Raw genomic sequence first — 12910 nt, 5'->3', positions numbered from 1 at the left:
TTATTTTATCATAAAAAGTGAACTAAAAAAACATATCACGGATACCGCACTCAATCTGCTTCAAACGCTCGCTGGTTTGTTTGCGGATATCCTCCTGCGGAATTCCTGCCAGGCTGGTTAACAATGTTTGTTCACCAGCTTTTTTCGTTTCCTCGTCAGCATAGTCAATTAAATATTCTTTAAAGGTTAGAATGGCATTTGGCAGGCAAACATTGTGCAGTTCGCCGCTTTTTACCAGACTCATAAACCGGTCACCGGTACGCCCCTGCCGGTAACAGGCCGTACAGTAACTAGGCACATAACCTTTATTGCAAAGCATACGAATCACCTCATTAGGCGAACGACTGTCACTTGGCTCGAATTGCATTCCCAGAGCGGGGTGCTCTGTTTCCTGCAAGGAATCATGATATCCGCCTACACCTGTACAGGAACCGGCACTAATCTGCGTTATACCATAAGTGATTAGCTCATCACGAAATTCAGGATCTTCCCGTGTTGAGAGAATCATGCCGGTGTAGGGAACTGCCAAGCGAATAACGGCAATAATTTTCTTAAAGTCCCCATCAGAGACTAAATAAGGATATTGACTTACATCCATACCGCTGGCAGGACGCAGACGGGGGACAGATATCGTATGAGGCCCTACACCCTGGGTTGTTTCCAGATGCTCGGCATGTAAACACATAGCAACTGTTTCGTATTTATAATCATATAAGCCATACAGTACACCAATGCCAACATCATCAATTCCAGCCTGCATAGCGCGGTCCATCGCGGTGGTGTGCCAGTTATAATCAATTTTAGGACCGGTAGGATGCATAGCTTGATAAGTTGGCCTGTGATAGGTTTCCTGAAATAGAATATACGTACCAATTTCCACATCTTTTAGCATGCGGTATTCTTCAACTGTTGTTGCGGCAATGTTTACATTCACTCTGCGAATGCTGCCGTTACCATCTTTGATACTGTATATTTGGCGGATACAGTCTACTACGTAGCTGGTCGGACAGTTAACGGGGTCTTCACCGGCTTCAACAACTAAGCGCTTATGACCTAATGATTCGAGGATTTCCACTTCTTCCTTGATCTCATCAAGTGTTAAACGTCTGCGAAGCTGCTCCTGGTTACCGGCGCGATACCCGCAATACGTGCAGTTATTGACGCAGTAACTAGAAACATACAGGGGTGCGAAAAGGACAATCCGGCTGCCATAGATGGCTTTTTTTACCTGGGATGCACAGGATAACATTTCTTCAAGAAGATCAGGCTGATCAATTTCAAGCAAAACAGCGACTTCATCGGCAGATAAGCCTTTACATTTAGCTGCTTTAGCAAGAATTTGCCTGACGTAAGTGCTATCATGGGAAGCAGTTTTAGCAGCTGATAAAAGAGTGGTAATTCGTTCGTGATCAATAAAGGCGTCAGTAGTCCGTTGGTTTTCGTTTATCATTTATATTCCCCCTGTTCAGTCGCCTTTCTGGCAGTCAGGGCAGATTTGACAGTGACACCGGGCAGATTGCCTAATTTGCCGGTAAACGCACCCACATCGTCGGTGGTACCTTCAATGATGAGAGCAATCACACCGACATTCTCATCGTGCCGGGGAATACCCATACGGCCAATAATCATGGAACCGTATTGACTGAGCAGTGTATTGACTTTATCTGAAATAAGCTTCGGCTCATCAATGACAATGCCAATTACTCCGATTCGTTTGGTCATCATACTGTACCTCCTTTACAAAAATAACCTTCTTTTGGGCATAACCAAAAGAAGGCGTGGGTGTTTATGTGCCTCCTGTGCGCAGGTATTGCCCTTGCATTGAGATGTACGACTGGTATTATCCTTCAGAAGACAATTGGTATCGCCTTTTGTCAGATACTTATATTATAAGCTTACGGGCAAAAACTGCCAATGATTATTTACAGAAAAATGTGTGCCCGAGTAATTGTATGACTAATAAACTATAGTAAGTGCGCTTTTGCGTGCTTTAAAGGAGGGGAAAAATCGTATGTGGAACTGCCTTTGTAACTTTTTAACTGCGATGACATATGAAAATGGCATCCCCAGTCTGACGCGGTTCTTTAGCATAATTTCATTTATTGCCTTTTTGGCAGCCTCATTTTATTTGATGTGGAATAATCAGCAATGGGGACATTATGATACTTTTGCATTTATTACAGGCGGCGGCGGAGCGACCACTCAAATTTTTAACAAGTATTTCAATAGTAAGTATAGTTCGAAAGGGATTGATCTTACCAGTAAATCGTCAACTGATGGGGCTGCAGGAGAGCAGCAAGCCAAAAAATGATTTTTTTAACTGGCAAATCTCCTGAAAAAAGGAGGTTTGTCAGTTAAAATGGTTAGTTCTGGGAAATACTATTTTTGTCCAATAAAGCAAAAAGAAGGGAGGACATGCTGTGCGCGTTTATTTAGGCCTTGATGTGGGCTCTGTAAGTACAAATATTGCTGTTCTTACCAATGAAGGCACTGTACTGGACACGCTATACATACGGACTCAGGGAAAACCGGTAGAAGCTGTTCAAAAGGGGTTAAACCGCATTCGGGAAGCTCATCAGCCACTTGAAGTTTTGGGCGTGGGAACAACCGGCAGCGGACGGGAGCTTATCGGCATAGTGGTAGGGGCTGACAGTATAAAAAATGAAATTACCGCTCACGCAGTGGCGGCGCTGTATATTGTCCCGCAGGTTCAAACGGTGCTGGAAATCGGTGGGCAAGATTCTAAGATGATTATTATGCGTGATGGAATTGTTACTGATTTTGCCATGAATACGGTTTGTGCTGCCGGGACAGGCTCCTTCCTGGATCAACAGGCGGCCCGGCTGAATGTTCCGATTGAAGAGTTTGGCGATATCGCGCTGCAGTCCCGGTCACCGGTAAGAATCGCCGGACGGTGTGCTGTATTTGCCGAATCAGATATGATACACAAGCAACAAGCCGGTCATTGTTTACCGGACATTTTAAATGGACTGTGCCAGGCACTGGTACGCAACTATCTAAATAATCTTGGCAAAGGCAAACAACTTCAGGGGCCTATTCTTTTCCAAGGTGGCGTGGCAGCTAATAAAGGGATGCACCGCTCCTTCGAAGAGGCGCTTGGCCAAAAGGTGATCGTACCGCCTTATTTTAATGTTATGGGGGCAGTAGGTGCTGCGTTACTGGCTCAAGAAGCAGTTAGTAAAAGTCAGAAAAGGAGCTTGTTTCGTGGTTTTGAAGTTGCTGACTTCAGCTATAATCCCAGTAGTTTTGAATGCAGTGGCTGTGCAAATTTATGCGAAATTGTTAAAATTCAAATGAATGGACAGGCAATCGGCTGCTGGGGGGATCGCTGCGGCAAATGGTCCAGTACTGTTACCGTTGCATAAAATGAATTCCTTAAGAGGTGATGCTTTTGTCAATCCGTGTAGGAATGCCGCAAGGCTTATTATTTTATCAGTACGGGTGGGTATGGGAAGAATTTTTTCGCCAGTTGGGTGCAGAGGTAATTCATTCTGGAGCAACGACTCGACAAACGCTGGATTGCGGCAGTTGTCTGGATGAGGTTTGTCTGCCTGCGAAGGTTTTTTTCGGGCATGCCTGCGCCCTGAAGGAACAAGTGGATTTTCTGTTTGCGCCTCGTGTGGTAAGTCTTGCTAAAGGGCAATACACATGTCCCAAAATAATCGGTATGCCTGACTTATTGAGGGCTAACGCCAAACTTCCGCCACTGATTGACAGCGAAATCAACTTACGCCAAAACCGGTATCGGTTGATGGAGACAGTGCTGGCAGTGGGCAAAGCAATGGGGAAAAGCTCTTTTGCCAGTCTTGCTGCCTGGGGAAAAATGTGGCTGAAGCCGCGGCAGGATTTCGTTACAATTGGGACAAGCAATGGACTCAGAGTTGCCGTTATTGGTCATCCCTATATTCTTCATGACAGGCAGGTAAGCATGAATGTTGTTGACAGATTAAGGAGAGCCGCTATTGAGGTCATAACTCCGGAGGCGGTAAGCCCCCGGCAGGCAGATTTTGCTGCCCGCCTGCTCGGTAAAAAAATATTCTGGTCAGGCAGCCATCATCTAGCGGGTGCAGCTATGGCTTTAATGACGGATATAAGACCGGTTAATGGCCTGATTTTCTTTACTTGCTTTTCCTGTGGACCGGATGCGCTAATTGGAGAATTACTCAGCCAGCAGGCACAAAAACGCAACATTCCCTGCATGATTCTGTCGGTTGACGAGCATACGGCAGAAGCCGGCTTTGTCACCAGGCTGGAGGCTTATACAGATATGCTGGAAAGGCGGTGGAAGCAATGATCGTATCATTTCCTCATATGGGGAATATGCATATTGTTTTAGAGACGCTGCTTAAAGAGCTTGGTCAGTCCGTTTGTGTGCCGCCGCCGATTTCAAAGCGAACCTTGGAGCTGGGAGCGAGATACTCGCCAGAAACAGTCTGCCTGCCTTTTAAAATTATGCTGGGTAATTTTATTGAAGCGTTAGAACAAGGTGCTGATACATTAATCAGCTGTGGTGGTAAAGGACCTTGCCGCCTAGGCTATTATGCCGAAGTGCAAAGGGAAATTCTTAGTCGATTAGGCTATCGCTTCGAAATGATCGTAATAGAACCACAGCTTGGTGATGTTGTACGTACGGTACGCCGTTTGTCCAGTGGCAAGAGCTGGCTGCAAGTATACCGGGCTTTTCAGTTTGCCGGAAGAAAACTTCAGCTGCTCGACGATTTAGAACGGCGTTCGGCAGAATTGCGTCCGGTTGAATATCAAGCCGGAAGTGTCGACATTGCCAGAAAAGAAGGGATAATGGCGATCTCTCAGGCTGCAGGGGAAGCGGAACTTAAGTTGATTTGGCCGGCGATAACAGCGGCATTAGATGGGATTGCAATCGCAAGAGAAAGAAACCCTTTGAAGATCGGATTGGTAGGTGAAATTTATGTTATGCTTGAACCTTTTATTAATCAGGACTTAGAGCGAAGGCTTGGAGACCTGGGGGTTGAAGTACATAAATCCATGTATTTGAGCGATTATGTAAAAGGGCATCTTTATCATAGTGCCGACTATCGGAAACAGTTTCTTCATCTTGATAAATTGGCCAAGCCATACTTAGGCCATTATGTCGGAGGTCATGGCTTAAAAAGTGTTGCCTATTCGCTTCAAAAGGCGCAGGAACATTTTGATGGGGTAATTCAAGTATATCCCTTTACCTGTATGCCGGAGGTAGTTGCAAAGAATATTTTGCATCAAGTCAGTAAAGATGCTGATTTACCAGTACTTACGCTTGCATTTGATGAGCAGTCAGGAGATGCCGGGATTGTTACCCGTCTCGAAGCTTTTATTGATTTATTACATTACCGCCGCAGCAGAAAACCGCAAGTTATTGGATAAGCCAATAACTTGCATTTTTTGTGCATAATCTCCCTGAGTATATTGTTATGTGAAAGGGTAGGATTTTCATCTTTTCTGTGGAACTTTGTATACGGTACATGGAGGAGGGAAATCATTGCGCAAGGAATCAATCGGGTTTGCTGCTGTAGTTGCTGCTGCATTTCTGTGGGGGGTAGGAGGCTCAGTCGCTAAATTCCTGTTCAATCAGGCAGTAAGTCCGTTTCTACTAGTGAAGATACGCTTAACGCTGTCTTTTTTATTACTTACAGCGGGGATAGCTTGTTATAACCGGCATTTGTTAGTGATCAGCCGCAGGGATATTCCTTATTTTGCTGTATTAGGAATGGGAGGAATGGCTTTTATGCAATTCTCTTATTTCTTTACTATTAGCCTTACAAACGTGGCGACCGCAGTTTTTCTTCAATATATGTCGCCAATTCTGATGGCTGCATATGCTGTCCTATGGGAAAAAGAGAAACTTACACTCCGCCGGACAGGGGCAGTATTACTGGCTATGTTGGGCGGACTCTTTATTTTACTTAATTCCGGGGAAGTTGCAGGATTGAGCTGGATGGGTATAATAAGTGGAGTAGGGTCAGCATTTTTTATGGCTTTTTGTACGATATACGGCCGGCGGGCTGTACGCAATTACCATCCGCTGACAGCAGCTGCTTATTCTTTTGGCTTCGGTGCATTGATGTGGTGGATATTGCTGCCAGGCTTATGGGAGCCAGGCAGTATAACGGTTGAGCATTGGTATATGTTTTGGTACGTAGCCGTTTTTTCAACGGTATTACCCTTCTTGCTTTATTTTACCGGCATGCGTTTTCTATCACCCACCAGTGTCGGAATTATTGCTTGTTTGGAACCTGCAATAGCGGCGGCAGTTGCTTATGCTGCCTTAGGGGAAAATATGGGGCTATTGCAAATAGTGGGAGGGAGTTTCGTGCTGGCAGCAGTCTTGCTGATTCAGACTGAAAGTAAAGAACCCGAGGAAAATAAGAATGCTGCTTAGCAGCAAGTTCGTGTTATCAGCTGTTTGCTGCATGGTACAGCTAAGATATTTTTAGAAAAAATTGTATAATACATATCGTACGAGGTGATCGAACATGTTACATATTGTGCTGGTCGAACCGGAGATCCCGGGAAATACGGGCAACATATCAAGGCTTTGTGCAGCTACGGGGTGTGAGCTGCACTTGGTTAAGCCCTTAGGATTTTCTGTTGATGACCGCTATTTAAAAAGAGCCGGATTGGATTACTGGCATTTGGTAAAAATACATTACCATGATAATTTTCAGCAAGTAATGGAGCTTTATCAAGATCATAGTTTTTATTTCAATACAACTAAAGCGGCCCGTTTGCACACCGATGTACAATACCAGCCTGGAGACATGCTCGTATTTGGCAAAGAGACAGCGGGATTGCCAGAGTGGATACTTGACACTAACCGGAATAATTGCATTCGTATACCGATGGTGGAAGATGCGCGCTCATTAAATTTATCCAATGCTGCTTCCATAGTAGCGTACGAGGGGCTGCGGCAGCTGCAATTCGCTGGCCTCAGGTAATGGTAACCGACAATATTTATGAATTCAGGTGATGCTATGTTCGCAGAATTTGGTACAGCCGGCAACTCAGATGCTTTTTATGCGGCCGGTTATAAAGCCTCGGCTCAGCTGCCGGCATGGCTTTCAGACTTAGGTTTGAATGCTTATGAGTATCAGTGCAGCCGGGGCGCTAGAGTACGGGAAGATACGGCTCGCCTGATCGGACAAAATGCAGCGGATAATAAAATCAGTTTAAGCATTCATGGCCCCTACTATATTAGCCTTGCCACAGAAGATGAAACTACAGCTGCTAATACGATTAAGCATTTTTTGCAGTCCTTGGAAGTGGCCCGCTGGATGGGAGCTGACCGCGTTATTTTTCATATTGGCGGGCCAGGCAAGATGAATAGAGAAAAAGCAATGGAGAGAGCGAAAACATTATTTGCTGTTGTACTGGAGGAAGCTGAAAAACGGGGCTTGAATGATATTGACCTGGCACCTGAAACGATGGGTAAGCAAAATCAGCTTGGCAGTAAGTTGGAAGAGGTTTTGGAACTTTGTAAGATGTCCCGCCAAGTTAGGCCAGCGGTTGACTTTGGGCATATGCATGCGGTTACCTGCGGTGGGTACACAGCAAAGTCTGAATATGCGGCTGTATTTGACCGGATTGGGGAAGTGCTTGGTTTAGAGTCTGCCAGTAAATTGCATATTCATTTCAGCCGTATTGAATATACAAAAGCAGGAGAAAAACGTCATTGGACCTTTCAGGATCCTTACGGGCCGCCCCATGAGCCGCTACTGGAATTGATTGCCGAGCGCGGCTATACACCGCGCATTATTTGTGAGTCGGCAGGTACGCAGGCGGCTGATGCCAAAATAATGCAGGAATTCTACCAGCGATTGTTGAAGTAGGCGAGACAATAGAAGCCCTAAGAATGAAATTCTTAGGGAAAGCATACTATATATGGTGTAATATGGAGGGTCTTATGAATAGCTATGATAAAGCTCATGAGTTAGCACGAGCATTGCAGAGCAGCAGTGAATATCAGCAATTTCTTACTGTAAAAAAAGCAATTGACAGTGACGGTCCCGCTAAAAAAATGATTAAAGATTTTTTAGCACGCCAGATGGAAATAGAATATGAAAGAATGGCCGGTAAGGGAGAAGACAAAGAGAAAATGGCGCAACTGCAAAAAATGGCTGAGCTTATTTCTTTTAATCCGGCAGCTCGTGATTTTTTACAGGCCCATATGCGGTTTCAGCGGGTGATGGCTGATGTGTACAAAATTCTTGGCGATTCAATCGCCGAAGGAATGGATATTTTTGCAAAAGACTGAGTATGAACAAGATTTCTTTACTAAAGTACAGTCAATTGTTCCCGGGGAACGGTTGCATATTGATGAGCCAATGTCGCGGCACACTACGTTTAAGATTGGCGGTCCTGCCGATTTCTTAATTCAGCCTGCTTCTGCACCGGAAGCTGCAGCGGTACTTGAAGCAGCTATTACTTGTAACATGGCTGTAACTATTTTAGGCAACGGCTCTAATGTGTTAGTAAGAGATAAAGGGATTCGCGGGGTTGTTCTTAAATTTGATGAACACATGGGCTATATCCGCCACCAAGGTTCTACTATTATTGCTGGTGCGGGGGCTACATTAGCCGATGTATCGGAATATGCATTAAAGCAGCAACTGACAGGCTTGGAGTTTGCCATCGGTATCCCAGGCAGTATTGGTGGAGCTGTTTTCATGAATGCCGGTGCGTATGACGGTGAAATCAGCAGTGTTGTCAGTGCTGTGACTGCCGTTTGCCCTGATGGAAACATTCGGCGATTCTCCAGTGAAAAAATTCATTTTACGTATCGTCACAGCGTCTTTCAGGATAACGGCTGTATTATCTGTGAAATAGAATTGTCGCTAATCCCCGGACAAAGAAATGAAATCGGCCGTAAAATGATTGATTTAACCGCTAAACGGGAAAGTAAACAGCCGCTGGAAATGCCCAGTGCCGGCAGTACTTTTAAACGACCGCCCGGTTACTTTGCTGGTACGTTAATTGAACAGACCGGTTTGAAGGGGTTAAAAATCGGCGGTGCCCAGGTTTCGGAAAAGCATGCCGGTTTTATTGTTAATGCCGGCAACGCCACTGCCAATGATGTACTTTCTTTAATAAAAGAAGTACAACACCGGGTTCACGAAAAATTTGGCGTAGACTTACACCCGGAAGTGCGTGTCATAGGCGAATAAAATTTGTCATTTTATAAGGTTGTCTTATTTCCACTGGATTTGCAGCGGCTGAGAATGCTGAGGTTGCTGCAGGCGCTGGGAATACAGGCAATCTTATTTTATTGCAGGTAATTTTAAAGGAATTGTCGAATTAATTAGATAGTTAAGGCGAAAGGAGCGAATTAGATATGCAGTTAACGTTTTTGGGCGCAGCCATGATTGTTACGGGCTCTTCTTATTTACTTGAAGTAAATGACCGTAAGATTTTAATTGATTGTGGTATGTTTCAGGGATCGAAAGCTATTCGCGCATTTAATACCCGTGAATTTATGTATAATCCGGCAGAGCTGGATTGTGTTGTTTTAACACATGCCCATATTGATCATAGCGGCTTATTACCCCGACTATGTAAAGAAGGGTTTAAAGGCTCCATTCATGCAACTAAAGTAACTGCAGATCTTTGTGGGATTATGCTGCCTGATAGCGCGCATATTCAGGAATTTGATGCAGAAATAGCCAATCGTAAGGGGAAAAGAGCCGGTAAAAAGGTTGTAACTCCTTTATATACGGTAGAGGATGCGTATGCCTGCCTGAAACAGTTTGCTCCGCACCAATACGATCAGGAACTCTCTATTACGCCTGAGATAGTGATTAAATTTCGGGACGCCGGACACATTCTTGGTTCCGCTATGGTTGAAGTGTGGGTAACGGAAGAGGGGAAAACGACAAAACTGGTATTTTCGGGAGATGTCGGTCAGCCTGGTCAGCCGATTATTAAAGATCCTACTTTTATCGAAGATGCAGATTATGTGGTGATAGAATCTACTTATGGCAACCGTGATCATGAGCCCTTTGACCGTGAGGAAACATTGGCTGAGATTATTAATGATACGGTAGACCGGGGTGGCAACATTGTTATACCGGCCTTTGCCGTAGGACGTACCCAGACAATCCTGTATTATCTGCGCAAGCTGTTTAAAGCCGGTAAAATACCCGATATACCGGTGATTATTGATAGTCCTTTGGCTATTTCGGCGACTGATATTTTTATGCACAATACGCAAGTGTATGATGAAGAAGCTTACAGCCTGGTATATGATGATAAGGAAAACCCGCTGCTTATGCCTCAGCTTACATTTACCCGCACGGCTGCTGAATCGAAGCTGATTAATACAATGAAGGAATCCGTTATTATTATCTCTGCCAGCGGCATGGCTGATGCCGGGCGGATACTGCATCATTTAAAGCATAACTTATGGCGGACTGATTCCAGTGTATTGCTTGTAGGCTATCAGGCAGAAGGCAGTCTCGGACGGCGTCTGACGGAAGGTGCTAAGAAAGTAAAAATCATGGGTGAAGATATTACGGTTAAAGCAAAAGTAATTAATTTAGATGGATTTTCGGCTCATGGCGACCGGAGTTATTTACTCGAATGGCTTTCCCGGTTCAGCGGTAAACCGGCGAATGTATTTTTGGTGCACGGTGAGCCAGAAATGTCCGGCCCATTTGCTGAGCGCATTGAAGCACAACTAGGATTAGCTACTTATATTCCGCATTTTGGTGATAGTGCTTTGATCGATGGCAGACAATGGCAAGTAGAAAAATCGCAGATTGTTACAGTAGAGCCATCGGTACAGCAGCTTCGTGATTCTTTGGCACAGCTGGAGGCGGAATATACCGGATACAGACAACGGTTGGAGCAGTTGGTAACCGGCGACGCAGCCAAATCAAATGATATTCTGCGGCGTATTGATAAAATTTCCTCATTTATTAAGAAAAATCTGGGCGACTTGTAAATACTAATACTATCATAGCTGTAAAACTTGTAAACCAGACGGATTTATTCCGTCTGGTTTACAAGTTTACAATATATTTTATGAGAGTTAGTCTGATCAGGCAGGAATGCGCGAATAGGAGACTAATATTATATATACTACTTAACAAAGAGGTGATCTGTCATGCGCAGTGACATTGTTAAAAAAGGCTCGACACGGGCTGCCCATCGGTCTTTGTTTTATGCCATGGGGTATACCCCTGAAGAATTACAGAAACCGATGATTGGGGTTGTTAACGCATTTAATGAAATTATCCCCGGACATATGCATCTTCGCGATGTGGCAGAAGCAGTTAAATCAGGAATTTCAGCTGCTGGTGGTATGGCGGTGGAATTTCCGGCGATTGGTATTTGCGACGGAATAGCGATGGGACATGATGGGATGAAATATCCCCTGCCCAGCCGAGAGCTCATTGCCGATTCGATTGAAGCTATGGCAATCGGCCACGGCTTTGATGGGCTGGTGCTTATTCCTAATTGCGATAAAATTGTTCCCGGAATGCTGATGGCGGCAGCACGGCTCAATATTCCCGCTGTCGTTATGAGTGGCGGTCCCATGCTTGCCGGGCGGCATAATGGCAGGGATATTAGCGTCAGTACAATGTTTGAGGCGGCAGGATTGTATGAGGCGGGAAAAATTACTGCTGCTGAGCTGGACTCTATGGAAAAGTCGGCCTGTCCCGGTTGTGGTTCCTGTGCCGGTCTGTTTACGGCGAATACGATGAACTGTCTGGTAGAAGTGCTGGGGATGGCTCTGCCGGGCAATGGCACGATACCTGCAGCGCATACCGGTGCAAGACGTATGCTGGCCAAGAAAGCCGGAGCAACCGCAGTTGAGCTTGTCCAGAATGATCGCAAGCCGCGTGATATTTTAACGCTTAAAAGCTTCGAGAACGCCATTGCAGTAGATATGGCCGTCGGCGGTTCGTCCAATACGGTACTTCATTTAACTGCGATTGCCTATGAAGCTGGCATTGAGCTGCCGCTTTCGCTTTTTGAAAGCATGAGTGCTAAAACCCCGTATATCACGAAGATGAGTCCCGGTGGCAGCCACCATATCCAAGATCTTAATGAAGCCGGTGGCATTGCAGCAGTAATGAAAGAGCTGACGAAGACGGGAATTATTCATACAGATGCATTAACAATTACGGGTACAATTGGTGATCGACTGGAAGCTGCTGCTATCACCAGATCCGATGTTATTAAAACGGTAGAAGCACCGTATCGTACTCGCGGTGGAATTGCCATTCTGATGGGCAATTTGGCTCCAGATGGTGCTGTAGTCAAAGAAAGTGCAGTTGCCGAAAACATGCTTATGTTTGAAGGACCGGCTAAAATATTTGATTCTGAAGAGGCGGCCATTGAGGCCATTATCGGCAAAAAAATTCATGACGGTGATGTTGTTGTTATCCGTTATGAAGGACCTAAAGGCGGTCCCGGTATGAAAGAAATGCTGAATCCTACAGCTGTCATTACTGGAATGGGACTCCGGGTAGCTCTGCTTACAGACGGGCGTTTCAGCGGTGCTACGCAGGGAGCCTGTATTGGACATATATCGCCTGAAGCTGCCGAAGGCGGGCCGATCGGTCTGATACAAGATAACGATATGATTACAATTGATATTCCCAACCGTAAGCTGGCAGTAAAAATTGATGAAAGTGAAATGGAAAAACGCCGGAGAGAATGGGTAAAACCTGCCCCTAAAGTAACTACCGGCTATTTAGCCCGTTATGCCAAACTGGTCACATCTGGCAGTACCGGAGCGGTGTTGAAATAAATCGCATAAGAATAAATTTTCTTTTGTGCATTGACAGCCGTCAAGTAGTATAATATAGTCATTTGTATTGACACTAAAAGGGATGCTTCTGTCAGCATCCTTTTTAACTTCAGTAAGTAGGGT

The 12910-nt window shown here is 45.1% G+C and carries 13 protein-coding genes; 11 read left to right on the top strand and 2 right to left on the bottom strand.

Annotated features, from left to right (window positions below):
* Positions 1-22: 22 nt before the first annotated feature.
* Complete coding sequence (hydG, locus tag RTR76_RS14965) at positions 23-1450, bottom strand: [FeFe] hydrogenase H-cluster radical SAM maturase HydG (RefSeq protein WP_312522025.1); 1428 nt, start codon at positions 1448-1450, stop codon at positions 23-25.
* Positions 1447-1725 carry a TM1266 family iron-only hydrogenase system putative regulator gene (locus RTR76_RS14960; RefSeq protein WP_312522023.1) on the bottom strand — a complete coding sequence of 93 codons (279 nt, stop codon included), beginning with the start codon at positions 1723-1725 and terminating at the stop codon, positions 1447-1449. The genes hydG and RTR76_RS14960 overlap by 4 nt, the downstream gene beginning before the upstream one ends.
* A gap of 286 nt (positions 1726-2011) precedes the next feature.
* Between RTR76_RS14960 and RTR76_RS14955 the strand changes: the two genes are divergently transcribed.
* The 11 genes from RTR76_RS14955 (at position 2012) to ilvD (ending at position 12787) form a co-directional block, all read left to right on the top strand.
* Entirely contained in the window at positions 2012-2311 is a 300-nt protein-coding gene (locus RTR76_RS14955) for a hypothetical protein (protein WP_312522021.1), read from the top strand.
* Between the two features lie 109 nt (positions 2312-2420).
* The gene (locus RTR76_RS14950; RefSeq protein ID WP_312522019.1) at positions 2421-3386 is read left to right on the top strand and encodes an acyl-CoA dehydratase activase; all 966 of its coding nucleotides are present in this window, start codon (positions 2421-2423) and stop codon (positions 3384-3386) included.
* 26 nt (positions 3387-3412) lie between these two features.
* Positions 3413-4315 (top strand): acyl-CoA dehydratase activase-related protein, encoded by a 903-nt coding sequence (locus tag RTR76_RS14945; protein ID WP_312522017.1) that lies wholly within the window; start codon positions 3413-3415, stop codon positions 4313-4315.
* Positions 4312-5400 carry a hypothetical protein gene (locus RTR76_RS14940; protein ID WP_312522015.1) on the top strand — a complete coding sequence of 363 codons (1089 nt, stop codon included), beginning with the start codon at positions 4312-4314 and terminating at the stop codon, positions 5398-5400. The genes RTR76_RS14945 and RTR76_RS14940 overlap by 4 nt, the downstream gene beginning before the upstream one ends.
* Before the next feature lie 115 nt (positions 5401-5515).
* Positions 5516-6415, top strand: a complete 900-nt coding sequence (locus RTR76_RS14935; protein WP_312522013.1) for a DMT family transporter — start codon at positions 5516-5518, stop codon at positions 6413-6415.
* A gap of 94 nt (positions 6416-6509) precedes the next feature.
* Positions 6510-6971 carry a tRNA (uridine(34)/cytosine(34)/5-carboxymethylaminomethyluridine(34)-2'-O)-methyltransferase TrmL gene (gene trmL, locus RTR76_RS14930; RefSeq protein WP_312522011.1) on the top strand — a complete coding sequence of 154 codons (462 nt, stop codon included), beginning with the start codon at positions 6510-6512 and terminating at the stop codon, positions 6969-6971.
* A 36-nt stretch (positions 6972-7007) separates the two neighbouring features.
* Complete coding sequence (locus RTR76_RS14925; RefSeq protein ID WP_312522010.1) at positions 7008-7862, top strand: TIM barrel protein; 855 nt, start codon at positions 7008-7010, stop codon at positions 7860-7862.
* 74 nt (positions 7863-7936) lie between these two features.
* Complete coding sequence (locus RTR76_RS14920) at positions 7937-8287, top strand: YlbF family regulator (protein ID WP_312522009.1); 351 nt, start codon at positions 7937-7939, stop codon at positions 8285-8287.
* A complete protein-coding gene (murB, locus tag RTR76_RS14915) occupies positions 8274-9197 on the top strand; it encodes a UDP-N-acetylmuramate dehydrogenase (protein ID WP_396145247.1) in 924 nt (307 codons plus the stop codon). The genes RTR76_RS14920 and murB overlap by 14 nt, the downstream gene beginning before the upstream one ends.
* A 167-nt stretch (positions 9198-9364) precedes the next feature.
* On the top strand, positions 9365-10972 hold the full coding sequence (locus RTR76_RS14910; RefSeq protein ID WP_312522005.1) for an MBL fold metallo-hydrolase: 1608 nt from the start codon (positions 9365-9367) through the stop codon (positions 10970-10972).
* Between the two features lie 162 nt (positions 10973-11134).
* Complete coding sequence (ilvD, locus tag RTR76_RS14905; protein WP_312522003.1) at positions 11135-12787, top strand: dihydroxy-acid dehydratase; 1653 nt, start codon at positions 11135-11137, stop codon at positions 12785-12787.
* Positions 12788-12910: the final 123 nt, after the last annotated feature.

This window comes from Anaerospora sp., assembly GCF_032013335.1.
Classification (GTDB): Bacteria; Bacillota; Negativicutes; order Sporomusales; family DSM-15969; genus Anaerospora.
The sequence above is the reverse complement of the archived record's forward strand: the minus strand, read 5'-3'. Positions and strand labels throughout refer to the sequence as shown.